This window comes from Reyranella sp. (genome assembly GCF_050185545.1).
Lineage (GTDB): Bacteria > Pseudomonadota > Alphaproteobacteria > Reyranellales > Reyranellaceae > Reyranella.
Window position 1 is genome coordinate 1 of the sequence record NZ_JBFWZI010000104.1, and the last position, 26,602, is coordinate 26,602.

Genomic DNA, 26,602 nt, shown 5'->3' on the forward strand with positions numbered 1-26,602 from the left:
AGCAGCGCGACCACCCTCGCCTGCTGTCGGAGTTAAGGTGTCATGCGCTGGGAGCGAGCCACTCCGGTGGCGCTCATGCTCCTCATGCGGACCGCGGGCGTCCCGCCCGCTCATGACTTCATGAGCGCGCGGGACGCCCGCGGACCGCATGAGCGCCATCGGAGTGGCGCGCTCCCAGCGAATGATCCGCTCTTCCGTCAGTCCGGGTCGGGCTAGCTGCCGGTGATCTCCTTCAGCAATCCGAAGAACCCGCGCTTGCGCGCCGACGAGATGGTCCAGTCGACGGGCAGCGACTGGAAGCCGTCCTCGAAGCGTTCGCGGATGCGCCGGTAGTCGAAGAAGCCCCAGCTCGCGCCGCTCTCGACCGCGGCGACGAAGTGGTTGTCGGGCTTGTCGAACTCGAAATGGTCGTCCTCGTTGTAGACGATCGGCTGGCCGCGATAGCCGGCGCCGGCCCGCCAGTTCTTCACCTGCAGGCGGATGCCGTGCGGGCTGGGCTGCATCGGCCCGTCGGGGCCGTAGATGCCGTTGCCGTGCGGCAGCAGGAAATCCGCCGCCGCCAGGATGGCGGGTGGCGGCGCCTCACGCGCAATGATGCTGGTGCTGACCAGCAGCCTGTTCTGGCTGCGCTGCCTGGCCAGCGTGATCAGCTCGTGGCAGCGGCCGGCGGCGATGATATCGTGCGCCCACACGCCTTTCAGATCGACCTCGTTGCCGATCTCGAGCAGCACGTTGGTGGCATCACGCGCCAGCAGCCAGTCGACGGCGTTGGTGACGGCGGCCTTGACGGCTGCCTCGCTGGTGAAGGTGCCGCTCTGCTTGCCGTAGAACAGGCCCAGGATCACCGCCATGCCGAGGTGGTCGCAGGCCCCGATCACCGCGGCGAGGCGCGCCGCCCAGGCGGGCTTGATCGTGCCGTCGGGCATGAAGCCGCAGATCTTCCACGGCTGGTGCCACGAGTAGCCCTGCGGGCTGCCGCCGGACAGGTTGAGGCAGACCGCGAGCAGGCCATGCGCGCGATAGGCAGGAAGGGCGGCGATGAACTCGCGCGTGCTGCGCTCGGCGTCCCAGTCGCCGTCGGCATAAGACCACGCACCGCGCGTAGAAGGGTTCTCGTCGTCGGCGATGGCGTTGGCCATGCGGCTGTTGAACAGCATGCCCTCGATGCGATGGCCCTTCCAGCTCCGGCCGGAATAGGTGGGGACGCCGTTGATGGCGAAGCCGCCGTTGGAGATGCCGACACGGGTTGTCATGGCGAAGCCTCATGAACATTCTCCTCCCCAGCTTCGCTGGGGAGGTGTCGCCGTCTTCCGGCGACCTGCCTCCGCCTGCGCGAAGCCGCTTCGGCTTCGCGCAGGCGGGCGGTGGGGCCATGAATCATGTGGACCGCGGGCGTCTCGCCCGCTCATGACTCTTGAGCGGGCGAGACGCCCGCGGTCCAGAATGAAGACTCATGATCCTCCGTCCGCGACTACGCGGACACCTCTCCAACGAAGCTGGGGAGGAGGATACTAGAATCCCACCGCCGCCCCGTCGCGGCGGCTTTCGGAGGCGCCGAGGTAGGGGCCGCCGTCGGGGAAGCGCCAGATGATCTGGCTCGAGCCGAAGTCGAAGCTCGGCGCCTTGGTGCGCGTCACCTTGTGGCCGCGCGCCTCGAGCCCTTCCGCGGTCGCCGCCGGCATGTGCTCCTCGGCCCAGATCGTCTTGTCGAGCTCGTGCACGCGCCAGCGCGGCCCGTCGATGGCGGCCTGCGGGTTCTGGCCGTAGTCGACGATGCGCGAGAAGACCTGCATGTGGCCCTGGGGCTGCATGGCGCCGCCCATCAGGCCGAACGTCGCCACAGGCTTGCCGTCCTTGGTGATGAAGGCAGGGATGATGGTGTGGAACGGCCGCTTCCGCGGGCCCACCTGGTTGGGATGACCAGGCGTGGTGACGAACCCGGTGGCGCGATTCTGCAGGGCAATGCCGGTGCCGGGCACGACGACGCCCGAGCCGAAGCCGGTGTAGTTCGACTGGATCAGCGACACCATCATGCCCGAGGCGTCGGCGGTGCCGAGATAGATCGTGCTGCCGTGCTTCGGGACCCCGGGGCCGAACTCCTTGGCCTTCCTGGGATCGATCAGCCTGGCGCGGCTCTTGAGGTAGTGCTTGTCGAGCAGCTCGGCCGGCGTCACCTCCATGTGACGCGGATCGGCGACATAGCGCCAGATGTCGGCGAAGGCGAGCTTCATCGCCTCGATCTTGAGATGCGCCACCTCCGGCCCGTCGCAATCGTGGCCGGCGAGGTCGAAATTCTCGAGGATGCCGAGCGCCATGCAGGCGGCGATACCCTGGCCCGACGGCGGGATCTCGTGCAGCGTCGTGCCGCGATAGGTGAGCCCGATCGGGTCGACCCAGTCGGGCTGGTGGTGGGCGAGATCCTCCTTGCGCAGCATCCCGCCGGTCTCGCGGGCGTAGCGGTCCATCGTCTCGGCGAGCTCGCCGTGATAGAAATCCTCGCCCTTGCTCTCGGCGATCCTGGTCAGCGTCCGCGCCTGGTCGGGAAACTTCCAGAGCTCGCCCGCCTTGGGCGCGCGGCCGTTGGGCAGGAACGCCTTGACCCAGCTCTCCTGGCCCTTCAGCCGGTCGATCGCGCGATCCCACTGGCGCGACACCATGTAGGAGACGCGAAAGCCGTCGTGGGCGTACTTGATCGCCGGCTCGCACAGGTCGGCGAAGGGCAGCTTGCCGTAACGTCCGTGCAGCGCCATCCACAACGAAACCGCGCCGGGAGTCGACACGCTTTTCCAGCCGACCGACGGCATCGCCGCGTGGCAAGGGTACTGTTCGGGCGTCATCAGCGCCGGCGAATGACCCGAGGCGTTGAGGCCAACCAGCCTGCTGCCGTCCCACAGGATGCAGAAGGCGTCGGCGCCGATGCCGTTGTTGGTCGGCTCGACCACGGTGATGGCAATGGCGGCGGCGACCGCGGCGTCGACCGCATTGCCGCCGCGCGCCAGCATGCGCAAGCCAGCCGTGGCCGCGAGGTGCTGGGAGGAGGCGACGACGTTCTCGGCGAAGATCGGCAGCTTCCTGGACGCGTAGGGAAAATCGTACGAAAAAGTCGGCACTCGGAAATCCTTTCTACTTCTTCCTTGCGGCCGCGATGGCCTCGATGCGGGCGAGAAGGCGCGGCGCCTGCAGGAACTCGCGATGCTCGGCATCGCTCTTGCCGAACAGCCGGGACAGATCGAACACGCCGGCGCCGGCAATCTCCCCCATCCGTCCCGACAGCGACACGCGTTCACCGAGGCGAAGGGTTTTTAGCGCCGCGATGGCCGCATCGGAAAGGCCGGGTGGCGGCGGCTCGCGGGATCGTGTGGAGAAGAAGTCGGTAAGCGAGCCTGCGAAGGCCAGCGTCCAGTCGTTGAAGGCATAGAGCGAAATCTGCCGGCCGATCTCGATGGTGACGGCTGCGCTCTGGGCATTGCCTTCGATCTTGCCGAGCACGCCGCACCAGTCGGTGAAGGCGCTGACCCGCTCCGACAGGGCGACGCATTGCCGGGCCGCTTCCTCGATCTGCAGCGGATTGTTCGACGCGAGCGCCGGCTTGGTCACGCCACGCACAGCGTCGAGAAAGCCCTTCTGTGCCGGGTTGCGCTCCTCGCACGGCTGGTCGAAGCAGCCGCCGAGCAGCAGGGAGGCGGGAGCAAGAACAAGTGCGCTGCGCCGGGTCATCTGTTCTGAACGGGTCATGTCTTCCGGACCGGTCATGTCTTCCGGACCGCGGGCGTCCCGCCCGCTCATGAAGCTCGAGCGGGCGAACGCTGCTCTGTAATGACGCCCGCCGTCCGGTAAGCCCATGAGCATGGGCGGGCAGGACGCCCGCGGTCCGCAAGAGCCCATGAGCGGGCGGGACGCCCGCGGTCCGGAAGAAGATGATTCATGCCGCCTTGGCCTGGGCCTTGGCGCGCTCTTCCTCCTTGAGCTCCTTCTTGGAGAGCTTGCCGACCGGTGTCTTGGGCAGCTCGGCGCGGACCTCGAGCGCGACCGGCATCTCGTGCTTGCCGATCTTGCCGTCCAGATGCTTCTTCAGCTCGTCGAAGGTCAGCGAGGCGCCGGGCTTCAGCTTGACGAACACCTTGGGCGCTTCCTGGCGATAGGGATCGGGGATGCCGATCACGATGCATTCGTCGACCGACGGATGCTCGTAGACCACCTCCTCGATCATGCGCGGATAGACGTTGTAGCCCGACGAGATGATCAGGTCCTTGGAGCGGTCGACCAGGAAAAGCCAGCCGTCGGCGTCCATGTAGCCCATGTCGCCGGTGCGCAGGCCCTTCCAGTTGCTTGCCGGATGGCTGAACAGGACCTTGTCGGTCTCCTCCTGCTTCTTCCAGTAGCCCTTCATCACCTGCGGGCCGATGATGCAGACCTCGCCGACATGCTCCTTGCCGGCGGGCAGCACCTTGTCGCCGTTCTCCATGTCGCGGATCTCGATGATGGTGCCGGGCATCGGCACGCCGCACGAGCCGACGCGGCGCACGCTCTTGTCGACCGGGCAGATCGCGCCGGTCGGCGACGTCTCGGTGAGCCCGTAGCCTTCGATCAGGGTGGCGCCGGTGAGCTTCTCGAAGCTCTGCTGCACCTCGACCGGCAGCGGCGCCCCGCCCGACATGCAGATCTTGAGCGACTTGAGGTCGAGGCCCTGCACCTTGGGATGCTTGTTGATGGCGGTGTAGAGCGTCGGCACGCCGGGCAGGAAGGTCGGCTTCTTCTTCGCCAGGTCGTTGACGATCATGTCGATGTCGGGGCGCGGGTAGAGGATCAGCTGGTTGCCGTTGCGCACCGCGCCCAGCATGATTCCCGACAGGGCATAGATGTGGAACAGCGGCAGCACCAGGACCACCTTCTCGGTGCCCGGCGTCGTGTAGGGCATCGTCCAGGACTGGCCCTGCGTCATCGCGGCGGCGATGCAGCCGTGGGTCAGCATGGCGGCCTTGGGCAGGCCGGTCGTGCCGCCGGTGTACTGCAGCAGCGCCACCTCGTCCCACAGATTTTCGCCGACCGGATGGGAAGTGTACCTGCCGTCGTTGGCCAGCAGGTCCTTGAACGACATGTGCCAGTCGTCGCGCGGCCATGCCGACAGCTCCTTCTTCTTGGCGATCGGGTAGAGCCAGCTCTTGGGCCACGGCAGGTAGTCGGCGATCGAGCCGACGATCAGCTTCTTGAGCCGCGTCTTGCCCTTCATCCCGGCCATCTTCGGGTACAGCGCGGCAACATCGAGCGTCACCAGGATGTCGGTCTCGGAATCACCGATCTTGAACTCGAGCTCGCGCGCGGCGTCGAGCGGGCTGTAGTTGACGACGCGGCCGCCCGCCTTCAGCACACCGAAGAAGGCGATGATGTAGTGCGGCGTGTTGGGCAGGTAGAGACCGACATTGACGCCCGGCTTGATGCCGAGTTTCTGGAAGCCCGCGGCAGCCCTGTCAGAGGCCTCCTTGTAGTCGCGGAAGCTCATCACTTTGTCGAGGAAGTCGGTAAACGGCCGGTCGCCATACTGGGCGCAGCTCTCCTCGAAGAGCTGGTGCAGCGGCTTCTTCGGAATCTCGAGCTCCCACTTCACGCCCGGCGGATAGCTCTTTTCCCAAGGATAGTTGGCCATTTTTCTGGTCCCTCCCTCATGTGACTATTGAGGGCGGACCGCCATGCGGTCAAGCCGACGGCGGGATGCGATACTCGTAGTCATAGAGTGTGCGGAAGCCCTGCGCGGCGTAGAGCGGCAGCGCGGCATCGTTGGTCGCGACGACCTGCAGCCAGGCGAAGCGGGCACCGTGCCGCCACGCCCAGGCATAGAGGCTCTCGGTGACGCGGCGCGCCAGCCCGCGGCGCCGCGCGTGCGGCATCACCAGGACGTCGAACAGCCCCATGTGATCGCCCTCGACGGCGCCGATCGCCATGGCCATCGGCCGCCCGTCCTCGACGACGAAGGCGAAACCGACCGGGGCGGCGATGGCCGAGAGCATGCGCTGCATGACCGGGCGGTGCTCCGGCCGCACCGGGCTGTGCTGGCTGAAGGCCTCGAGCCAGGCCGGCGTCGGCTGCGCCAGTACCTCGACCCGGCGATCGGGCACGAGGTCGGGCCGGAGCGGGCGGCGCTGGACCAGGCTGCGCTCGATGGCGCGGTAGCCACGGCCGGCCAAGCACTTATCCACCTGGGGCGGTGCAAGAGGTGTAAGGCGCCAGACAATGCCTAGACCGCGTTGCCGGTAGGGTGCCTCGAGGGCCAACATCGTCTCTTCGGAAAAATCGGAAATTTCTCCTAAGGCATTGATTGAGTTGGCTCTTTTCGTGTATCCACCGGAGAACCTCAAGCGCCAGCCGGCGACGTCGAGGGTCTCCAGGGCGGGCCACGCGCGGAAAGCGAGCGCTTCCAGGTGGCGGATCTGGTTGAGGTCGATTGACCGTGACAACATGCGCCCGACGTGATAATTAAAAGCCAATAAAGAACAAGTGTTTATTTCCCCTCCTGTAAGTTATGCATGAATTTCGACTACCCCTCCGTCGATGTTCGTGTTTGCTGGCAGCCGCTCTCACCGCGCTCCTCCCGCGCCTTAAGTCAGTGGCTGCCAGCATTCCTTCTGATCGCGCTTCTGCCGCTGTTGCTCTCGGCCTGCGGTAGCGCCGAGCGGCATGGCTATGCCGATCGGCCGCCGTCGGACCGGGTCGCCTATACGGCATGGCAGGAATGGACGCGGTTCGGCCGCTCGACGATCGTCTATGGCGGCCGCGGCAACGGCTATGTGAATCGCAACGGCCTCACCGAGCGCAACGAGCCGCTGGCCAGCAAGATTGGGGATTATTGGGGCGCCTGCGGCCAATCGGACTGGAACGGCCGCACCTCGAGCAAGCCGTGGTCGGGCGCTTTCGTTACCTGGGTGATGAGCCGGTCGGGCGTGAGCGCGGCTGAATTCCCGCGCGACGGCCGGCATGGCGGCTATCTCGCGGCGCTGTACGACCGCGGGCGTCGCGGCGGCCGCGCGCCCTTCGCGCTGCATGCGCCGAGCGCGTATTCCCCCAGGCCCGGCGATCTCGTGTGCACGGGCACGGCCGGCCCGAGCTGGCGCAGTGCCGATCCGCGCACGGCCCGGCGGCGCATCGACGCGACGGCGAGCCACTGCGACATCGTCACCGACGTGCGCGGCGGCTACCTGCACGCAATCGGCGGCAACGTGAAGAACAGCGTCACCATGAGCCTCTATCCCGTCACCTCGCGCGGCCGCCTCGCCCCGGTCTCCGGCAAGACTTGGATGATGGTGGTAGAAAAGCGGTTGTAGACCCTCTTCTGGACCGCGGGCGGATGGGGGCGCGCCACTCCAGTGGCGCGATCATCCTCGATCACACAGAAGACCCGTCACTGGAGTGGCGCGGCGCGCCCATCCGCCCGCGGTCCAAAAAAAAGAAGATGACCCCCGTCACGCTCGCCTCACGGCAAGTCCACAGGCGATGCCAATGGCGGCGACCGCAAGCAGCGGCGTCGCCGCGGTTGACCAGCCGAACTGCTCGACCCACAGCGCGAGCACGGGCGGCCCGGCGAGCGATCCCAGGCTGCCCGTCTGCGCCACGAGGCCGTTGATCGGCCCGATGGCGCGCGGCTCGGGAGCGACCAGCGGGACGGAAGCGAACACCGCTGCCGGCACGAGGCCGCCGACGGCGAACGACAGGGCGAAGCAGGCGATGGCGGCGTGCGTCGGAACGAGTGACAGGAGGCCCAGCACGGCCAGCGCCGTAGAGGCGGCCGTGCCGGCGACGATCAGGCGTCCGGGCGAGGCGCCCCCGCGCATCATCCAGCCGGTCGCCAGGCTGCCGACGATCCCCAGTGAGGTCGCGATGGCCACGAACTTCCCGGCCTCGGATGCCGGCAGCTTGCGCGCATCGACGAGATTTGCCGGCAACAGCCCGGCAAGCGCGAGGAAAAGGAGGGCGAAGCAGAAGAAGGCAAGGGCAAGCGGTGCGGCCCCGATGAGGGCCTTGGTGGGCGATGCCAGACGAGTGCCGCTGCCCGCCGCCGCCGAAGGCCGGCGCGGCATGAGCGCCGTGATGCCCAAGGCTGCCGCCAGCAGCATCGCGTCTGCCAGGAAGATCGTGCGCCAGCCGACGCGGTCGGCCAGCGCCGCCGTCGCCAGGCCTGCGAGCGCGATGCCGGCGGGAACGAAGGTGCCCCACAGGGAAAGGGTGAGCGACTGGTGACGCGGTCCCGACACCGCGAACATCAGTGACGGTGCCGCGACCACGACCAGGAGATAGCCGGCACCCGCCAGGCATCGTGCGGCCAGCAGCACGGCGCCGTCGCCCGCGATGGCGCAAAGCGCCGCGGCGACGGCCATGACGGCGATGCCGAGGCGCAACGCGCGGACGTGGCCGATGCGCTCGCTCCAGCCGCCGGCCGGCAGCCCGAGCGCGGCGCCGACCAGCGTGATCGCCGACACCGCGACGCCGGCGCCGGCAAGCGACAGCTCGAGGTCGTGCTGCAAGGTGGTGACCAGCGGCGGCACGATGCCGAGCTGTCCGGCCGCCACCACTCCGATGCCGTAGAGCAAGCCGACCTGGCGCCACGACGTGGTCATGCCGCCGACCGTAGCGGCGTGCTGGCCGGGAGCCTACGGATAAAATATGCGGTCTCGGAGTCGTCCGGACCGCGAGCGTCTCGCTCGCTCATGAATCCGAGCGAGCGAGACGCTCGCGGTCCGGAAGAGGATGAGCGCGCTCGTCGCTGCTCAGCGCCCCACCATCGATGTCACCAGCCGGGCGAAGCTGCCGTCGCTGAGCTGCAGGCGTTGCCATTCGAGAGGGCCGGGCTCGATACCCACGACAGTGCTGTCGTTCGGGCCGGTCCAGAAGCTCACGCAGGCTGCACCGTCATCGTACCAGCCGAGATCGACCAGGCGATCCTCGGCAGACCTGATCTCGTCGGTCGCGAAGCGCCACAGCGACGCCCCGAGCAGATCGGCCGGGTCGACGCCCCACGTCGCCGTCCGTATCGGCGAGGCGGCCAGCAGGCGATGCGAAAGGTCGCAGATCAAGTGGACGGCGAGGCCCGAGCTCTCGACCAGTCGGCGCAGGGCGGCATCGCCCGGCGAATCGAGCGGGGCGGCGAGCAGACGCGTGAGTCGGCCGATCGCCTGCTCCGGAAGACGATGGCGTCCGCTCTCCCAGCGCGACAGCGTCGCCTGGGTGACGCCGAACATCTCGGCGGCGTGGCTCTGCTTGACGCCGCGCAGCCGCCGCCAACGGCGCAGGGCGCGACCATAGTCGTTCACGGCGTCAGGGCTCCTGCATGAAGGCCGCGACGCGCTCGGCGATCATGATGGTGGGCGCGTTTGTGTTGCCGCCGATCAGTGTCGGCATGATCGAGGCGTCGACGACCCGCAGACCCTGCAGGCCGCGTACGCGGCAACGATGATCGACGACCGCCATCGGGTCGTTGTCCGGGCCCATCTTGCAGGTGCCGACCGGGTGATAGATCGTCTCGCATTTGGCGCGAATCCATTGCTCGATCTCGGCATCGGTCTTGACCGCTGGGCCGGGCTGGAACTCGTCGGCGCGGTAGGGATCGAGACCCGCCTGGGCGAAGATCTCGCGACCCATCTTCACGCCGGCGATCAGCGTGTCGAGGTCGCGCCGTTCGGCCAGGTAGTTGGCGTCGATCAGCGGATGTTCCTTGGGATCGCTGCTGCGCAGCCGGATCGTGCCGGTGCTCTGCGGCCGCAGCGTGCAGACATGCAGGCTGTAGCCGTTCTTCTTCAACTTCGTGCGGCCGTGATCGACCACCAGGGCGGGCACGAAGTGGAGCTGGATGTCGGGCGCATCGAGGCCCGGCCGCGTGCTGAGGAAGCCGCCCGATTCGGCGATCGGCGAGGTGCCGGGGCCCTTCCTGTCCTTCCAGTAGCGGTACAACGCCAGGAGCTTGTTGGAGGCGTCGTAGGTGTCGCGCGTCTTGCAGAACTGCAGCAGCGTGGCGTCGAGATGGTCCTGCAGATTGCCGCCGACACCCGGAAGATCGTGCAACGGCTTGATGCCGACGGACTTCAGATGGTCGGCCGGGCCGATGCCCGACACCATCAGGAGCTGCGGCGAATTGACGGCGCCGCCCGCCAGGACGATCTCGCCTCTGCAGAGCGCGACCTCGTCACGGCCGTTGACGACGTAGCGCACCGCCATGGCGCGCGTGCCGTCGAGGATGATGCGCTCGACCAGCGCATCGGTGATGACGTGGACATTGCCTTTGTTGCGCTCGACGGCGGGCCGCAGGTAGGCGCTGGCGGTGCTCCAGCGCTCCTGGTTCTTCTGAGTCACCTGGTAGTAGCCGACGCCTTCCTGGTTGGCGCCGTTGAAGTCGGGGGTACGCTTGTGACCGGCCTGTTCGCAGGCCTGGAGGAAGGCCTCGTTGATCTTCAGGGGATCGGCCTGGTTGGCGACGTTGAGCGGGCCGCCGACGCCGTGGAAATCGTCGGCGCCGCGTTCGTTGTTCTCCGCCTTCTTGAAAAACGGCAGCACGTCGTCGTAGCCCCAGCCGAAATTGTCGAGCTGGCGCCAGTGATCGTAGTCGGACGCATGGCCGCGTACGTAGAGCATGGCGTTGATCGACGACGAGCCACCCAGCGTCTTGCCGCGCGGCCAGTACATGCGCCGGTCGTTGCAATGCTTTTGCGGCGTCGTCTCGTAGCGCCAGTTGTAGGGCGACTTCTCGCCGAGCGAGGCGAAGCCTGCCGGCATCCTGAGCTTGAAAGAGCCGTCGGGCGGGCCGGCCTCGATGACCAGAATAAGCAGCGATTGGTCCTCGGCCAGCCGGTTGGCGATCGCGCAGCCGGCCGAACCGGCGCCGATGATGATATAGTCGTACGGCCAGGACATTCGTCGCTCTTTCCTAGGGCAGTCTGTTCTCGATGACGGTGAAGACGGGTCGGCCGGAAATGGGCGACAAAAAGCCATTGGCGTCCAGTGGAAAGACGCTGCGGCTCACCGAATCGCCCACATTGCCGCCGATCGCGGCGACCGCCCCCTGCAGCACCTCGACCACGATGTCGCAATGACCGGCCCCGCGATTGAGATTGCCCAGTGTGGTGCCGCTGCCGGCGCGCGAGGCGCAGATGAGATCGCCGACCTGCGGCGCCCGCTCGTCCGGCCGGCGCGGGATCAGGGCGGCGCCCGGCTGCCCGGCCCGCAGGACCAGGCGCTCGACATAGATCGTGTGCCGCGCATCGGGGCAGAAGATATCGCGCCGTACGCCGGCGCTCTGGATGTCCCATGAGACGAAGGCCGCCGACCAGGGGATCTCGTCGACGCCGCTCCGCTCGGGATGGCCGGTGCTGGCCCAGTACTGTTGGATGCGTTCGGGGGCGTCCTTCTCCATCACGCCGAGCTGTACCGTGCGCGGCGGCGCATCGGATGAATAGACGACGACCTGCCGGCCATAGCGCGCCCATTCCCCGACCGCGAGCAGCACCATCGACACCTTGGCGGAGGCCGTCGGCGGCGGCGCTTCGGGCTCCCAGGAGGAGTTCGGGCAGGGCCCGAGCGGTGGCAGGTCGGCGGCGCTCACGGGAGCGGGCGCGGGCGGTGGGCCTGTCGTGCAGGCCGGCAGCGCGAGCAGAGCGAGCATGAGGACCGTCGGCAGATTCAGTGGATGTGAATGAATTGAGCGCATCTGCCGGGGACCTGGCGGCCGAAAGGTCCCTCGCCGTACCTGGAATGACAACTGTCTTCGCTGGGACCGCGCGACTGGTGGCGGGGTAGCCTCCGCCAAAATGGCGCTCATCTCTTCCGGACCGCGGGCGTCCCGCCCGCTCTTCTGATGAATCATGAGCGGGCGCGACGCCCGCGGTCCCGAAGACCCATGACTCTCACCGGTCGACGACGATCACGCCCTGTGGCTTCAGCAGCAGGGCCACCTTGTCGCCAGCCGAAAGCGGCCGCTCGACCCGGGGGCAGGTGGCGAACAGGGAGCCCGCGGCCGTGTCGATCGCGTATTCCATGTGCGTGCCGAGATAGCTCGCCTTGGCGATCGCGCCGGTCAGGGCGCCGGCAGGGCCCGGCGCGCGCTCGACCGCGATGGCCTCGGGACGGATCGCCACGGTCACCTCGCCGTCGGCGGCGTCGCTGTCGGCGATGTCGACCTCGCAGTCACCCAGCCGGACGCGCACCCGCGCCGCGTCGAGGCGGCGGACGACGCCGCGCGCCGGCGTCGATTCGCCCATGAAGCGGGCAAGGAAGGGGGTCGCCGGCCGCTCGTAGAGCTCGCGCGGGGCACCCTGCTGCTCGATGCGGCCGGCGTTCATGACGATGATGCGGTCGGACACCGCCATCGCCTCCTGCTGGTCGTGCGTGACATAGACCACGGTGAGGCCGAGCGAGCGCTGCAGATCGCGGATCTCCTCGCGCATCTGGCGGCGCAGCCGGGCGTCGAGGTTGCTCAGGGGCTCGTCGAACAGCAGGACCGACGGCTTCAGCACCAGGGCGCGCGCTACCGCGACGCGCTGCTGCTGGCCGCCCGAGAGCTCCGACGGCTGGCGATGGCCGAGATCCTCCAGCCCGACCTGGCGCAGGCCGTCGCGCGCCCTGTCGGCCGCTTCGGCCTTGCCGGCTCCGGATCGGCGCAGGCCGTAGCACACGTTCTCGAGCACGCTCATGTGCGGAAACAGGGCGTAGGACTGGAACACCATGCTGACGTCGCGCTCGGTGGCGCTGAGGCTGGTGACGTCGCGTCCGGCGATCAGCACGCGGCCCTCGCTCGGCAGCTCGAGGCCGGCGATCATGCGCAAGGTCGTGGTCTTGCCGCAGCCCGATGGGCCCAGCAGGGTGACCAGCGTGCCGGCCTCGACGGTAAAGCTCACATCCGACACGACCGTCACCGCACCGTAGCGCTTGGAGACGTTGCGGAACTCGACGCTCACGCACGGCCTCCCTGCATGAGTGGGGTGCGGCGGCCGAGGCGCCGCTCGCCGACGACGGCCTGGATCAGCAGGATCGCCAGAAGCATGAGCACGATCAGGGCGCAGCTGTAGGCGATGGCGAGACCGTAGTCGCCGTTGATGACCCGCAGGATGATGTAGGTGGTGGCGAGCTCGTACTCGGCTGTCACCAGGAACACCACTGCGCTCACCGTCGTTACCGCGCGCACGAAACCGTAGATCAGGGATCCCACGATCGCCGGCCGCAGCAGCGGCAGCACGACATGGACCAGCGTGGCGAGCGAATGGCCGCGCAGGGTGAGCGAGGCCTCGTCGAGGCTGCGGTCGATCTGGCTCATCGCCGCCATGCCGGCGCGCACGCCGACCGGCATGTTCCGGAACACGAAGCAGAGCACGATGATCAGCGCCGTTCCGGTGATCTCGATCGGCGGCACGTTGAAGGCGAAGACGTAGGCGACGCCGATCACCGTGCCCGGCACGGCGAAGGACAGCATCGTGGCGAACTCGAGCGTGGTGCGGCCGGCGAAGCGCTGGCGCACCAGCAGCCAGGCGGCGATCAGGCCGAGCGCCGCGGTGAGCGGTGCGGCGATGGCGGCGAGCTGGACGGTGGTCCAGAAGGAGTTCCACGCCGCGCCCGACCAGATCAGGCCGTCGGCGGTGCGCTCGATCGCGAAGGCCTTGGCGTAGTGGGCGAGGGTCGGGGTGTAGTCGCGACCCCAGACCTTGACCAGGCCGCCAACGAAGGCGAAGCCGTAGAGCAGCAGGGTGAGGGCGGCCCACGGCAGGGCGATCCATTGGGCGACGCGGCGCGCCCGATCGGGCAGCGGCGTCGGCAGTCCGGCATCGCCCTTACCGGAGATGGTGGCGTAGGAACGCGTGCCGACGACCCAGCGCTGCAGGAAGAAGGCCGACAGCGCGAAGGCGAGCAGCAGCAGGGCGAGGGCGGCGGCGCGGCCGTAATCGAGCTGCGCGCCGACGACGGCGAAGTAGATCTCGGTCGAGAGCACGCCGTAGTCGCCGCCCAGCACGATGGGATTGCCGAAATCGGCGATGCTCTCGATGAAGCCGACGAGGAAGGCGTTGGCGAGGCCCGGCCGCATCAGCGGCAGCGACACCGTGGCGAAGGTGGCCCAGCGGTCGGCGCGCAGCGTCTGCGAGGCTTCCTCGAGCGTCGGGCTCACACCCTCGACGACACCGATCAGGACGAGGAAGGCGACCGGCGTGAAGGCGAAGAGCTGCGCCAGGAAGACTCCCTGGAAGCCGTAGATCCAGCGCGTCGGCGGCACGCCCATCGACCATTCGAGGAGCTGGTTGACCAGGCCCGCGCGGCCGAACACCAGGATCAGCGCCAGCCCGATGACGAAGGGCGGCGTGATGATGGGCAGCACCGTCAGCACGCGCAGCGTGCGCTTCCAGGCGAAGCCGGTGCGGGTGACGATCAGCGCGAAGGCGAGCCCCAGCGCAGTCGTGCCGGCGCCGCAGGCCAGCGCGAGGAAGAGCGTGTTCCAGGCGACGCCGCAGCGGCCGCCGCCGGCGAGGCATCGCAGGCTCCAGATCTTCTCGGTGGCGAGGCGTTCGACCAGCAGGGCAGGGGTGAAAAGGCCGTCGCCGTCCTGGACGGCCTGCACCAGGATGCGCAGGATCGGCCAGGCGGTGAACAGCACGATCGACGCGGCCACCGTGGTGACGGCGCCGGCGATGAAGGCGTCGCCGCCGAACGCGCCGCGCAGCGCCAGGGCGACGGCGAACAGCGACAGCAGCGCGACCAGGACCAGCGTGCCGCCGGCGCCGACGCCAACTTGGCGGACGTCCAGCTCGCCGAACAGGTCGAGGAGCCAGCCCGCCGTCCAGCCGCGCAGCCCGATGGCGAGCGATTCGGCGACGAACAGGACGATACCGGTGCCGGCCGCGATCAGGAGGAACGTGCCGCGTCGCTCACGCGGCAGCGGGGCAAGGGAAACGACCGCGCAGGCGACGAGCGCGACCAGGATCGGCGCCAGCCAAAATTTCCCGTGACTGGCGAATTGGGCGAGACCCGACGCGTACTCCTCCGACGACCACAGGCCGGACAGCCAAACACCGGAGTCGAGGCCCTCCTGCAGCGCGTACCAGGGCAGCAGCACCGCGGCGAGAAGCCCTGCGACCGACCACGCCAGAGGCCCGCCCCGATCTTTTGGACCGCCGGCAGTCCGCCCTGAGCTTGTCGAAGGGGCCTGCCCGCTCATGGTCATGATCATGAGCGGGCGAGACGCCCGCGGTCCAAGGGAGCTTGACCGTTCTGCATGATCAGGGCTTGGGCAGCGCGCCGACCTCCTTGTCCCAGCGCGCAATCAGGCGCTTGCGCTCCGCCGACTTGCCGTACTTGGCCTGGTCGTAGTCGATCAGCTTCATGTCGGCGAATTTCGGCGCCTCGGGCGGTAGCGGCGTCGCCTTGTTCGACGGCACCTGGAACTGCTTGGCCTGGGCACCGAGCTTCTGTGCCTCCGGCGTCAGGGCCCAGTCGTAGAACTTCTTCGCGTTGGCGAGATTGCGCGCGCCCTTGACGATGCTCATCGAGCCGATCTCGTACCCGGTGCCTTCGCACGGCGTCGCGGTCTTCACCGGGAAGCCGGCCAGTGCTTCGGTGACGCCGTCGTGCACGAAGCTGATCGACACGGCGGTCTCACCGCGCGCGACCGCCTTCATGGGCGCGGTGCCCGATCGGGTATAGGCGTTCACGTTGGCGTGCATCTTCTTCAGGAAATCGAACGCCTTCTCCTCGCCCATCAGCTGCACCAGGGTGGCGATGGCGACATAGGCCGTGCCCGACGAGTTGGGATTGGCTACCTGGATCTCCCCCTTGAGTTCGGGCTTCAGCAGGTCGGCCCAGCAGGCCGGCGCCTTGACGCCCTTCTTGGCGAGCAGCTCGGTGTTGAAGCCGAAGCCCAGGGCGCCGGCATAGATGCCGACGGTCTTGCCGCCCGAATCGGTATTCTGCTTCACCGCCCAGGGATGCAGCTCGCCGAGGCGGGGCGACTTGTAGACCTCGGTGAGGTTTTCCTCGGCGGCCTGCAGGTGCGGATCGCCCGTGCCGCCGAACCAGACATCGCCCTTGGGATTCTGCGCCTCGGCCTTGAGCTGGGCGATCGTCTCGCCGGAGCCCTTCTGGGTGATCGAGACCTTGGTGCCGGTCGCCTTCTGGAACTCGTTGGCGATCAGCGTGCACCATTCGACCTGCACCGAGCAGTAGACGTTCAGGACTCCCTGTGCCGTCGCCGGCGTGGCGACCCCCAAGGCCAGCGTGCCCAGGCACACCGCTGCGAACCTCATTGCGACCTCCCGTGTGACGATTTTGTTACATCCTCGCACGCGAGCGCGCTTGATTACCAGCGCCACGCTAGATTAGCAGCGCCAGTCCCGATGGCCATCGCGCAGCGGGACTACCAGCGGCCGATGCCGCCGATCACCAGGGTGGGCACGCCTTCGGTGTGGCTCCTGACCGTGAAGACTTGGCTGCCGGGCCGGCGGCCGTCGCGCACGTCGGTGACGTCGATGCCGGCCGCCTTGAGCCGCGCCTGCGCCCTGGCGGTGTCGGGCACGCGCCAGCTCAGGCCCCATAGCTGGTCGGGAGCGTCCGAGATCCCGCGCCCGAGGTCGTGGGCGATCTCGATCACGAGATCGTCGCAGCGGAAGAACAGCAGGCGCGAACCCCATTGCGGGTTGCTGCGATCGAGGCGCAGGTCGAGCCCCAGCCGGCCGGCATAGAAGGCGATGGCTCGCTCGGGGTTGGGCGAGCGCACGACGACATGATCGAGCGCCGAGACCGCCGCAGCCTCATCGACGATGGTGGGCGAAGGGGCAGGCCGCGCGGCGCGCTCGACCAGCGCGATCGGCACGCCGTGCGTCGCCGTCGTCGACAGCTCGAGCGTCGCGCCCCGGGTCGTCGCCACGCCCCGCCGCTCGAGCAGGTTGGCCGCCTTGTCGAGCGCGGCGGTCGCGAATACCATCGCCGACAGCGCCGCGCCGCCGCTGCCGAACGTCAGCCCGACATTGCCGGTCTGCAGCCGCCCGTCGACGGCGCGACGGCCAAGCAACGTCTCGTAGGTGCTGCCCGAGCCGGCGAGGGTCAGGCAGTCGAGGGCGATGATCATGCTTGCGGATCCCGGATCAGCCGACGCGAGATGCTACGGCGACCATCGACGATGCGTAGAATCAACACCTCATCGTCGACAAGGTCATACACAACTACGTACGGCGAGATGACCCCTATTCGAGCGTTGCGTCCGAGAGCTCGACGTCGAGCGCCGCTCCTCGGAAACATTGCAAGTCGCTTGAATAGCCCTTCGATGTCAGCGCGATACCGACCGGCTGCATCTTTTCCGGCTTGGTCCGTCAGCATCGCGACGATTGCGGCGGCGTCGATTCCGCTTGTCGTGAAATTCTCAGGCGCGCCATCAGCGCTCAGGTTCGCCGAACCGCTCCGTCATCCGTGCCCTGTATTCCTCCAGACTCAAGCCCTCGCCGCCGGCGGGGCTTTCGCGGGCCTCGTCGACGAGCGGCTTGGCCCAGGCGAGGTCATCGATCTCGAGCAGCATATGCTCGGCGACGATGCTGGCGACCGCTTGCTCGACACTGTCGTAGTGGCCGGCAGCGACCTGGGCTTCGAGCCATTCCTGCTGCTCGCGAGGAAGGGTGATCGTCATCCAATCAGTTTAGCCCAGTTCCGGCGGCTACCCAATACGCTTCAGGCCGGCCTTGTACTCGATGCCGCGCCGGACATAGTCCCCGGCGCTCTCGCGCATGCGGGCGATATTGTCCGCGGTCACCTCGCGGACCACCTTGGCCGGCGCACCGAAGATCACCGAGCGGTCGGCAAAGCGCTTGTTCTCGGTGACGACCGAGCCGGCGCCGACCAGGCAGTCCTTGCCGATCACGACATTGTTCAGCACCACGGCGGCGATGCCGATCAGGGTGCCGTCGCCGATGATGCAGCCATGCAGCATCGCCTGGTGGCCGATCGTGACGCCCTTGCCGAGCGTCAGCGGGAAGCCAAGGTCGGTGTGCAGCGAGCAGCTTTCCTGGACGTTGGACTCGTCGCCGATCACGACCGGCTCGTTGTCGCCGCGCAGCACGGCGCCGGACATGACGCTCACCCGCTCGCCCAGGGTCACCGCCCCGATGATCGTCGCCTCCGGGGAGACGTAGCAGGAGGCGGGGATGACCGGGACGCGGTCGCCGAGCTGATAGATGGCCATCTTGCGGGAACTTCCTTCGTGGTTCGGCTGTTCAACTACACGAGTTGCGCTCCGCCGTCTTGGTCGGGCCGGGGCCGACTGCAGCAGGTACGGGCGGCATGCCGATGCACAGGACCGCATGGCTGGGCTGTACCGCACGCCGGAAGGTCCCCTTTCGCAACCCCGCCCTCAATGCGTAAGCTCACACCTGAAAGTCATCCGGTCACGAGGGGGAAACATGAGCGAAATCGATGGCGCTACGCTGCTCGCCAGGAGCCTGAAGCAACAGGGCGTCGACCATCTGTTCGGGGTCGTCGGATTCCCGATCACCGCGATCGCCGCGGCGGCGCAGAAGGAAGGCATCGCCTACCTCGGCATGCGCAACGAGCAGAGCGCCGCCTATGCGGCAGGTGCGTACGGCTACCTCACCGGGCGGCCCGGCGCCTGCGTCACCGTCACCGGTCCGGGCGTGGTGCACGGTCTCGCGGGCCTCGCCAATGCCCAGCAGAACTGCTGGCCGATGATCCTGATCGGCGGCGCCTCGGAGACCTATCGCGGCGGCATGGGCGCCTTCCAGGAGGAGCGGCAGGTGCTGATCGCCTCGCCGTTCTGCAAGTTCGCCCATGGCATCGAAAGCGTGGCGCGCATTCCCTACTACGTCGAGATGGCGACCCGGCACGCGATCTATGGCCGGCCCGGCGCAGCCTATCTCGACATGCCCGACGACATCATCCGGGGCACCTGCGAACTCGACAAGGCGATGCAGGTCGACCGCGTGCCCGAGCCGCCGCGCACGGTGGCGCCGCCGGAGAATGTCGAGGCGGCGCTGAACCTGCTCGAGAAGGCGCAGCGGCCGCTGGTTCTGGTCGGCAAGGGCATGGCGTGGGCGCATGCCGAGGACGAGGTCCGCGCCTTCATCGAGCGCACGCAGGTGCCGTTCGTGCGCTCGCCGATGGGCAAGGGCGTGCTTCCCGACGACCATCCGCTGTCGGCAGGTGCGGCGCGCACGCTCGCGCTGCAGCAGGCCGACGTCATCTTCCTGATGGGCGCGCGATTCAACTGGATCTTCCACTTCGGCCTGCCGCCGCGCTTCTCCAAGGACGTCAAGGTCATCCAGCTCGACATCGCGCCCGAGGAGATCGGCCACAACAAGTCGACCGAGGTGGCGCTGGTCGGCGACGGCAAGGCCATCATGGCGCAGGTCAACAAGGCGTTGGTCAACCGCCAGTGGTTCCATCCCAAGGATACGCCGTGGCGGATGGCGCTGACCAAGAAGGCGGCCGAGAATGCCGCCACCATCAAGCCGCAGATCGACGACGACACCGCGCCGGCCGGCTACTACCGCGCCTTGCGCGATGTCGCCGCCTGGATGCCGAAGAACGCGGTCCTGAGCGCCGAGGGCGCCGGCACCATGGATATCGGCCTGACGCAGTTGCCGAGCTCCAACGCCCGGTCCGTCCTCAATGCCGGCACCTACGGCACCATGGGCGTCGGCCTCGGCCAGGCGATTGCGGCCGCGGTCGCGGATCCCAGCCGGCCGGTTGTCCACCTCTCGGGCGATTCGGCGATCGGCTTCTCCGGCATGGAGATGGAAACGCTGGTCCGCTACAACCTGCCGGTCAAGATCGTCGTCCTCAACAATGGCGGCATCGGCCCCGGCATGCCGGAGATTCCGGAGGATCCGTTCTTCAACCTGAAGCCCAACGCGTTGATCTACGGCGCGCGCTACGACAAGGTGCTGGAGGCCTTCGGCGGCAAGGGCTGGTTCGTCAAGGACCCCAAGGACATCCGCAAGGCTCTCGACGAGGCGATGGCCTTCAAGGGCCCCGCCCTGGTCAATATCGTGTTGTCGCAGGGCTCGACCCGCAAGGCGCAGCAGTTCGCCTGGCACAGCTAGTTTTCCTGTCACACCCAACGGAGTGAATACAATCGGGGCCGAGCCATTTTCGGCGCGGCCCCTCATCGGAGGGAACGCCATGGATCAGGCAATGCAGCCGGAGGTTACGACCACGACTGAGCCGGCACTCAAGGGGATCAAGGTGCTCGACCTCACCCAGTTCGAGGCGGGGCCGTCCTGCACCGAGGCGCTGGCCTGGCTCGGGGCCGACGTCGTCAAGGTCGAGGAGCCCAATCGCGGCGAGCCGGGCCGCTGGGGCATGACCGACCGCTCCGACGCCGATTCGCACTATTTCATCTACTACAATCTCAACAAGCGCAGCGTGACCTGCAACCTCAAGAGCGAGGAGGGCAAGGCACTGCTGCGGCGGATGATCGAGAAGGCCGACGTCCTGATGGAGAACATGGCGCCGGGCACGTTCGCCCGCCTGGGCTTCGACTGGCCACGCCTGCACGCGCTCAATCCGCGGCTGATCTTCGTACAGGTCAAGGGCTTCGCGCCGGAGAGCCCGCACGCCAACTACCTGTCGTTCGACATGATCGCCCAGGCGATGGGCGGCACGATGGGCGTGAACGGCCATCCCGACCAGCCGCCGGTGCGGCCGGGCCCGACGATCGGCGATACCGGGACCGGCATGCTGGCCGCCATGGGCATCGTGACGGCGCTCTACCAGCGCATGACGACCGGCCGCGGCCAGCACATCCAGATTGCCATGCGCGACGCCATGCTGAACTACTGCCGCACGCCGATGAGCCGCCAGGCCGCCATGGACACCCAGCTGCCGCGCGGCGGCAACACGGTGCCCGGGACGGCGCCGGGCGGCCTCTACAAATGCGCCCCCGGTGGCATCAACGACTGGGCTTACATCTTTGCCTCGCGCGGCAACGAGGATCACTGGCGTCGCCTGGTGAAGGCGATCGGCCGCGAGGACCTGCTCGACGATCCGCGCATGAAGGACCCCTCGACCCGCGGCGCGAACCGGGAGGCCGTGGACGAGGCCATCACCGCCTGGACGTCCAAACGCACCAAACAGGAAGTGACGGAGATCGTCGCCGGCGCCGGCGTGCCCTGCGGCGCCGTCATGACGACGCTCGAGCTGATGCACGACCCCGACCTGCACGCGCGCGGCATGATGCAGACGATCAACCATCCGGTCCGCGGACCGGTGATCGTGCCGGGCTGGCCGCTCCGGATGTCGGATACCAAGGTCGCGCTGAAACCCTCGCCCGTCCTCGGTGGAGACTGCGAAGCGATCTACGGCGAATGGCTCGGCTGCACGGCAGACGAGGTCAAGGACATGAAGAAGGCGAAAGTGATCTGAGGATTGCAGTCCCGGCGCCGGCGAAACCGCTGCCGAAGGTTCGGCCGCTAGGCCGAAATGCCAAGTGTCGAACGGCCCGCTTCAGCGGGCCGTTTTACTTTCGCCAGGAGCACATTTCATTCGGATGGAGCAGCCGAGCGGAATGTGCCTGTTGCAACGACCAACCTCGGTGCGGGCACTTCCGGTCGGGGCGCGCCACGCCCTTGACGGAACCACAGGCGGTTCCATCAGGGGCAGGGCCAGGGCCCTGCCATAGTCGCGGATTCGGGCATAAAAAGCCTGACTGACGGTGGACCCCGTGGGGCGATCGCTGCATGTTTCCTCGTTCGGCGCGTGCACGGAATCCTGGTGGGTTGCAGAGCGCGCCATGCTCGGCCCTCATGGCCAGGAGAGCCAACCGGCTCGGGCAACAGAATCGGATCGATGAAGAATGGCGCAGCAATTCGCTTGGCAGAGCTGATGGGGAAAGCCGATTCGAATGACACAACAACGGGCCGCACCATTCCTGGTGACGAGCCCTGATGGGAGTGATCGCCATGCAGGATCAGGTAATGCAGCCGGAGGCCACAACCGCAACTCAGCCGGCACTCAAGGGTATCAAGGTGCTCGACCTTACGCAGTTCGAGGCGGGACCGTCCTGTACCGAGGCGCTGGCCTGGCTCGGCGCCGACGTCGTCAAGGTCGAGGAGCCCAATCGCGGCGAGCCCGGACGCTGGGGATCCAGCGATCGTGCGGACGCCGACTCGCACTATTTCATCTACTACAACCTGAACAAGCGCAGCGTGACCTGCAACCTCAAGAGCGAGGAAGGCAAGGCGCTGCTGCGGCGGATGATCGAGAAGGCCGACGTCCTGATGGAGAACATGGCGCCGGGCACCTTCGCCCGCCTGGGCTTCGACTGGCCGCGCCTGCATGCGCTCAATCCGCGGCTGATCTTCGCCCAGGTCAAGGGCTTCGCGCCGGAGAGCCCGCACGCCAACTACCTGTCGTTCGACATGATCGCCCAGGCGATGGGCGGCACGATGGGCGTGAACGGCCATCCCGACCAGCCGCCGGTGCGGCCGGGCCCGACCATCGGTGACACCGGCACCGGTATGCTGTGCGCCATGGGCGTCCTGGCCGCGCTCTACCAGCGCATGACGACCGGCCGCGGCCAGCACATCCAGATCGCCATGCGCGATGCCATGCTGAACTACTGCCGCACCCCGATGAGCCGGCAGGCCGGCATGACCGAGCAGCTGCCGCGTGGCGGCAACACGGTGCCCGGGACGGCGCCGGGCGGCCTCTACAAGTGCGCGCCGGGCGGCATCGACGACTGGTGCTACATCTACGCCTCGCGCGGCAACGAGGATCATTGGCGCCGCCTGGCGAAGACGATCGGCCGCGAGGACCTGATCGGCGATCCGCGCATGAAGGATCCCGTCACCCGCGGCCAGAACCGCGAGATCATCGATGCGGCCCTCACCGAATGGACGTCCAAACGTTCCAAGCAGAAAGTGATGGAGACCATCGCCGGTGCCGGGGTTCCCTGTGGCGCCGTGATGACCACGCTCGAGCTGCTGCGCGACCCGGACCTGCACGCGCGCGGCATGATGCAGACGATCGAGCATCCGCTGCGCGGGCCGATCACCGTGCCAGGATGGCCGCTCCGGATGTCGGACACCAAGGTCGCGCTGAAATGTGCGCCCGTCCTCGGCGCCGATTGCGAGGCGATCTACGGCGAGTGGCTCGGCTGCACGGCCGAAGAGGTCAAAAAGATGAAGCAGGCGAAGGTGATCTGAGGGTCGCCGGTTCTGGAGTCGGTAGTGAGAGCGGCTGTCCGGCCGCTCCTCAGGCTTTGGGGTGGAAATCGGTGGGATTAAGAATTTCTGCGACTCGTAGGGTGCCTCAAAAAGCGTTTCAGGGAGCGGATCGGAAGCAGCTTCACCTCGCCAATATCGTCGCGCCTTGTCATACCATTCGGGCAAAGGCTCGCTGTCTCCAGCAAGAAGTCTTCCGTCGGCATCGAGCGCCTTGCCGGTAGCGATAAACTTGACGACGCGGTAGGTGTTTTGTTGAGACCTGTAAGGCCAAAATATTGAAGCGACCGAGAATCAGTGAGTGGGCTTTGTTAGAGTGCTTGTCCGGGGTGATTCTCTTTGGCGAGCGCTCTTTGCGGCGGGCGCTGCGCGAGTATGTCGACCATTTCCATGCCAAACGGAATCACCAGGGGAAGGGCAACGTGCTGCTGTTTCCGCTGGCGACTGATCGGCAGCGCGAGGGGCCAGTGCAGTGCTGCGAGCGACTGGGCGGGCTCCTGCGCTATTATCATCAGGAAGCCGCGTGATGACGCGTCGGCCGTTTCAGTTTCTTGGCCCTACGGCGTTGAAGAAGTCGACCATCGGCATGCGGTGCGACAACCTCAGGAGAACCGTCTGATGGGACGTCGCAACTTTTCGACCTTATGGGCGAGCTCAAGCTCTACGGCATGAAGGCCGCCTTCGACGAGATCATGAGGTGATCCGTATCTATGGATCTGACGTCGGATACTTGACTCAGATCAAAAGGTCTCCTTGCTTTCGGAATAGTCTACGAAGCGTCATGCGGCACTGCCCTTAGGGTCGGAGCGATTCGCGAGATCATGCAGCGACGATGCGGCCGCGCATAAGCCGGACGATCTTGAATAGGGACCGCAGGTCTACGTTTGGACTGATTGCGCCACGATCACAAAAGATGTTCAGCCGCCGATTACAAGAGAGGCAAGAATGCGGCGCCGTTCCTTCCTGGTTCTCGCGGGAGCCTGCTCGGTCTGCAGCTGTGCCGGCGCCGTGCACCGCCTGCCGCAGGTCACCGGCGACAGCGTCGCCATGGCTCGCTCGGAGGTACAGTCGGCCGGCGCACCCCGGCGACATGCGGTGACGGACGAGGAGGGGATTGCGATGCTGCGCTCGGCGGTTCGACGCATCCGGCCATCGGCCAGCGAGGTCTGCCGGGAGATGAATGTCGGCGTCTGCACTTGGACCTTCCGGGCCTCGAGCGACCGGTCCATGAACGCCGCCTCGGGAGCGAACGGGCTGATCATCGTCAATCGCGGCATCGTCGAATACGCGGCCAATGAGGAGGAGATGGCCATGGTCATCGCCCACGAGATCGGCCACCAGTCAGCCAACCACGTGGCGACCGCCCAGCGCAACCAGGCGGTCGGCGCCCTGATCGGCGCCCTGCTGGGCACTGCCGTAATGGCGTCGGGGGGCTATGGCGGCGCCGACGCGATGCAGACCGGCGCCGACGTCGGCGCCGCGGTCGGCCGGATCTCGTACTCCAAGGAGCAGGAACGCGAGGCCGACTACCTCGCCGCGTTGATCCTCTATCGCTCGGGCGTCGATCTCGACAGGGCGCGCGGCTTCCTCGTTACCATGGCACGGGCCTCGGGCCGCCGGGAAACAGGCATGCTTGACACCCACCCGGCCGGTCCCGAGCGCATCGCCGGCTGGGACCGGGCGGTGGCCGAAATCCGGGCCTCGCACGGGCGCCTGCCTCAACGAGCCTGACCTAACTCAATGCAGTAGCTCGTGCCCGTGAAAATAAAGGTCATATCTTGTCGGGGTACGATCATGGCTTTACGTAGGCGGTTGGGAATCGCTAGCCACTTGGCCGACGCTAATGCTGGATGCTGTTACTTTCAGCTTCTCGGCATGGTCGCGGTCGCGTAAGCGGCATCAACGAGCGCGTCATCCCGCAGACGGTGGCGGCGCTGGGCGGCTTCGGACTCGAGGTCATCGCGGCCGGACACTGCACCGGGTGGCGTGCCATGTCAGCGCTGGCCAACCCCTTCGGCGACGGTAAACTCATTCCGCTGGCGGTGGCATCTCACTGCCCGGCCAATTCTCGGCGGGGCATTGTCACAGCGCTCCGGGCGTTGCCTTCCTTGTGGCCGTCCGGTAGCCAACAGGATGAAGAAAATCAGATACAGCGGCTACCGATTTCCACCAGAGAGATCATTCAGCAGGCGATCTGGCTTTATCTCAGGTTCACGCCAAGCTTGCGCGACGTCGAAGACTTGCTGGCAGAGCGCGGCATTACGGTGTCCTACGAGTCCGTCCGACGCTGGGTCGCCCATTTCGGATCGGTGATTGCAGCCGACTTGCGCAAACGCCGACTGTACCTGCGCAAAAAGCCATCGGGCGGTGGAATCGCTTAATCGCTTTGCCGATGAGGAGCGCGACGAACGGTATTCGGCATGGTGTCAATCGGCATTCAAACGGGACCCCTGATCGGCATGCAACCTGGCCCCTCGAAAGCCGACAGACGCACCACATCGCGTGCACGAGGCCGCCCACCACCGTGCCGGACACTTGCGCCGCCGGGTCGCGCACAAGGGTAGGATAGCTGGCGCCCTTGGCGCGACGCCGAGCATGACCCAGCAGGATGGCCAGCACACGCAGCCGGCGGCAATCGCCGGCCTAGCACCAAGGCTATCACATCGCTGTCCAGCAAGGTTCCGTAGAAGAAAAAGCGCATCATGCGCCTTCGGGCAATTGCGGGGACCGTAGCATCGGGGGCGGCGGCGGGCGACTCCGCCTTCGGTGGAGCCCAACGTAGGCGGCAATCAAATTTTGAGGTCGCCCAACGTTTCAATTACTCGATCGATCTTCTTTGCGATATCTCTGGCCAATTCCGCGACGAACTGAGCTTTCTGTCCCGGCATCTTAACGTAATTGCCCGCCTGATCTCCGCCGACCGCCAGAAGCTTGTCACAGAACTGCTCGATGCTCACATGCACGTCGATAACTTGACGGACGGTGATTGAAGAAAGAAGCCCGAACTTCGACAGAAGCACGGGCATCACCCGCACACCTACGGTGACATCGGGGACTAGAAAGTTCGCCGGATTAGGACCAGCATAACTGGCTGCCTGGTTTCAATCTGCTTGGAGATTCTGTTGAAGGCGTCACGGGCGCCAGTCAACTCTCCCATCAATGCACTCTGGATCGAGCGCCTCTTCGCTTCGAAGTCGATCATCACGGGCCCGGTTGAGACGGGCGTTGAAGAGTGCGCCAATCAGCAACGCAAGTAGCCCCAGCGACGATCCGACCAACGTCCGCAAGAAGCTAGCCCGGATTTCTCAAAGGTAGACAGTGCATCGGCGTTCCGACTCTGCGAAAAGTGTTGTGCAGCAACATTTTTTCGAGACCAGAGGAAGAACGCCGATGCAAACAGAGTGTATCCCGGATTTGTTTGG

23 protein-coding genes and 1 pseudogene are annotated in these 26,602 nt (G+C 66.8%); 7 read left to right on the plus strand and 17 right to left on the minus strand.

Annotated elements, in window-relative coordinates:
* Nucleotides 1–212: 212 nt before the first annotated feature.
* The 5 genes from AB7O82_RS23720 to AB7O82_RS23740 all read right to left on the minus strand — a co-directional run bounded on the left by AB7O82_RS23720 (nucleotide 213) and on the right by AB7O82_RS23740 (nucleotide 6,455).
* Entirely contained in the window at nucleotides 213–1,253 is a 1,041-nt protein-coding gene (locus AB7O82_RS23720; RefSeq protein ID WP_428545881.1) for a hypothetical protein, read from the minus strand.
* 258 nt (nucleotides 1,254–1,511) lie between these two features.
* Nucleotides 1,512–3,110: a gamma-glutamyltransferase family protein gene (locus tag AB7O82_RS23725; RefSeq protein ID WP_428545878.1), complete on the minus strand. Its 1,599-nt coding sequence runs from the start codon at nucleotides 3,108–3,110 to the stop codon at nucleotides 1,512–1,514.
* A gap of 13 nt (nucleotides 3,111–3,123) precedes the next feature.
* Entirely contained in the window at nucleotides 3,124–3,735 is a 612-nt protein-coding gene (locus AB7O82_RS23730; protein ID WP_428620305.1) for a hypothetical protein, read from the minus strand.
* 187 nt (nucleotides 3,736–3,922) lie between these two features.
* On the minus strand, nucleotides 3,923–5,644 hold the full coding sequence (locus tag AB7O82_RS23735; RefSeq protein ID WP_428545872.1) for a long-chain-fatty-acid--CoA ligase: 1,722 nt from the start codon (nucleotides 5,642–5,644) through the stop codon (nucleotides 3,923–3,925).
* Nucleotides 5,645–5,693: 49 nt separating this feature from the next.
* Nucleotides 5,694–6,455, minus strand: coding sequence for a GNAT family N-acetyltransferase (locus tag AB7O82_RS23740; RefSeq protein WP_428545869.1), 762 nt, complete (start codon nucleotides 6,453–6,455; stop codon nucleotides 5,694–5,696).
* A 66-nt stretch (nucleotides 6,456–6,521) separates the two neighbouring features.
* On the opposite strand from AB7O82_RS23740, the gene AB7O82_RS23745 reads away from it, so the two are divergent.
* A complete protein-coding gene (locus AB7O82_RS23745) occupies nucleotides 6,522–7,316 on the plus strand; it encodes a DUF2272 domain-containing protein (protein ID WP_428545866.1) in 795 nt (264 codons plus the stop codon).
* A 138-nt stretch (nucleotides 7,317–7,454) separates the two neighbouring features.
* Here AB7O82_RS23745 and AB7O82_RS23750 read toward each other — a convergent pair whose 3' ends face one another.
* The 11 genes from AB7O82_RS23750 to AB7O82_RS23800 all read right to left on the minus strand — a co-directional run bounded on the left by AB7O82_RS23750 (nucleotide 7,455) and on the right by AB7O82_RS23800 (nucleotide 18,184).
* Nucleotides 7,455–8,606 (minus strand): MFS transporter, encoded by a 1,152-nt coding sequence (locus AB7O82_RS23750; protein ID WP_428620307.1) that lies wholly within the window; start codon nucleotides 8,604–8,606, stop codon nucleotides 7,455–7,457.
* Between the two features lie 150 nt (nucleotides 8,607–8,756).
* On the minus strand, nucleotides 8,757–9,299 hold the full coding sequence (locus AB7O82_RS23755) for a helix-turn-helix domain-containing protein (protein ID WP_428545860.1): 543 nt from the start codon (nucleotides 9,297–9,299) through the stop codon (nucleotides 8,757–8,759).
* A gap of 4 nt (nucleotides 9,300–9,303) precedes the next feature.
* Nucleotides 9,304–10,893, minus strand: a complete 1,590-nt coding sequence (locus AB7O82_RS23760) for a GMC family oxidoreductase (RefSeq protein ID WP_428545857.1) — start codon at nucleotides 10,891–10,893, stop codon at nucleotides 9,304–9,306.
* Nucleotides 10,894–10,906: 13 nt separating this feature from the next.
* On the minus strand, nucleotides 10,907–11,641 hold the full coding sequence (locus AB7O82_RS23765) for a DUF2272 domain-containing protein (RefSeq protein WP_428545854.1): 735 nt from the start codon (nucleotides 11,639–11,641) through the stop codon (nucleotides 10,907–10,909).
* Between the two features lie 241 nt (nucleotides 11,642–11,882).
* A complete protein-coding gene (locus tag AB7O82_RS23770; RefSeq protein ID WP_428545851.1) occupies nucleotides 11,883–12,932 on the minus strand; it encodes an ABC transporter ATP-binding protein in 1,050 nt (349 codons plus the stop codon).
* Entirely contained in the window at nucleotides 12,929–15,073 is a 2,145-nt protein-coding gene (locus AB7O82_RS23775) for an ABC transporter permease (RefSeq protein WP_428545848.1), read from the minus strand. The genes AB7O82_RS23770 and AB7O82_RS23775 overlap by 4 nt, the downstream gene beginning before the upstream one ends.
* Nucleotides 15,074–15,236: 163 nt before the next feature.
* Nucleotides 15,237–16,259, minus strand: coding sequence for an ABC transporter substrate-binding protein (locus tag AB7O82_RS23780; protein ID WP_428545845.1), 1,023 nt, complete (start codon nucleotides 16,257–16,259; stop codon nucleotides 15,237–15,239).
* A gap of 110 nt (nucleotides 16,260–16,369) precedes the next feature.
* Nucleotides 16,370–17,080 (minus strand): VOC family protein, encoded by a 711-nt coding sequence (locus AB7O82_RS23785; RefSeq protein ID WP_428545842.1) that lies wholly within the window; start codon nucleotides 17,078–17,080, stop codon nucleotides 16,370–16,372.
* Complete coding sequence (locus tag AB7O82_RS23790) at nucleotides 17,077–17,394, minus strand: type II toxin-antitoxin system RelE/ParE family toxin (RefSeq protein ID WP_428620310.1); 318 nt, start codon at nucleotides 17,392–17,394, stop codon at nucleotides 17,077–17,079. The genes AB7O82_RS23785 and AB7O82_RS23790 overlap by 4 nt, the downstream gene beginning before the upstream one ends.
* Nucleotides 17,384–17,632: a ribbon-helix-helix domain-containing protein gene (locus AB7O82_RS23795; RefSeq protein ID WP_428545839.1), complete on the minus strand. Its 249-nt coding sequence runs from the start codon at nucleotides 17,630–17,632 to the stop codon at nucleotides 17,384–17,386. Before AB7O82_RS23795 ends, AB7O82_RS23790 begins: the two co-directional genes overlap by 11 nt.
* A 27-nt stretch (nucleotides 17,633–17,659) precedes the next feature.
* The gene (locus AB7O82_RS23800) at nucleotides 17,660–18,184 is read right to left on the minus strand and encodes a gamma carbonic anhydrase family protein (RefSeq protein ID WP_428545836.1); all 525 of its coding nucleotides are present in this window, start codon (nucleotides 18,182–18,184) and stop codon (nucleotides 17,660–17,662) included.
* Between the two features lie 217 nt (nucleotides 18,185–18,401).
* Here AB7O82_RS23800 and AB7O82_RS23805 point away from each other — a divergent pair, with 217 nt between their 5' ends.
* The 6 genes and pseudogenes from AB7O82_RS23805 to AB7O82_RS23830 all read left to right on the plus strand — a co-directional run.
* Nucleotides 18,402–20,060, plus strand: a complete 1,659-nt coding sequence (locus AB7O82_RS23805; RefSeq protein WP_428545833.1) for a thiamine pyrophosphate-binding protein — start codon at nucleotides 18,402–18,404, stop codon at nucleotides 20,058–20,060.
* 79 nt (nucleotides 20,061–20,139) lie between these two features.
* Nucleotides 20,140–21,381 carry a CaiB/BaiF CoA transferase family protein gene (locus AB7O82_RS23810; protein WP_428545830.1) on the plus strand — a complete coding sequence of 414 codons (1,242 nt, stop codon included), beginning with the start codon at nucleotides 20,140–20,142 and terminating at the stop codon, nucleotides 21,379–21,381.
* Between the two features lie 536 nt (nucleotides 21,382–21,917).
* Nucleotides 21,918–23,162 carry a CaiB/BaiF CoA transferase family protein gene (locus AB7O82_RS23815; protein WP_428545827.1) on the plus strand — a complete coding sequence of 415 codons (1,245 nt, stop codon included), beginning with the start codon at nucleotides 21,918–21,920 and terminating at the stop codon, nucleotides 23,160–23,162.
* Between the two features lie 338 nt (nucleotides 23,163–23,500).
* Complete coding sequence (locus AB7O82_RS23820) at nucleotides 23,501–23,707, plus strand: hypothetical protein (RefSeq protein ID WP_428545824.1); 207 nt, start codon at nucleotides 23,501–23,503, stop codon at nucleotides 23,705–23,707.
* Between the two features lie 418 nt (nucleotides 23,708–24,125).
* The gene (locus AB7O82_RS23825) at nucleotides 24,126–24,911 is read left to right on the plus strand and encodes a M48 family metallopeptidase (RefSeq protein WP_428620308.1); all 786 of its coding nucleotides are present in this window, start codon (nucleotides 24,126–24,128) and stop codon (nucleotides 24,909–24,911) included.
* A 402-nt stretch (nucleotides 24,912–25,313) separates the two neighbouring features.
* Nucleotides 25,314–25,519: pseudogene (locus tag AB7O82_RS23830) on the plus strand (IS6 family transposase); the annotation flags it as partial.
* Between the two features lie 450 nt (nucleotides 25,520–25,969).
* On the opposite strand, the gene AB7O82_RS23835 reads toward AB7O82_RS23830, so the two are convergent.
* Nucleotides 25,970–26,206 (minus strand): hypothetical protein, encoded by a 237-nt coding sequence (locus AB7O82_RS23835; protein ID WP_428620309.1) that lies wholly within the window; start codon nucleotides 26,204–26,206, stop codon nucleotides 25,970–25,972.
* Nucleotides 26,207–26,602 lie beyond the last annotated feature (396 nt).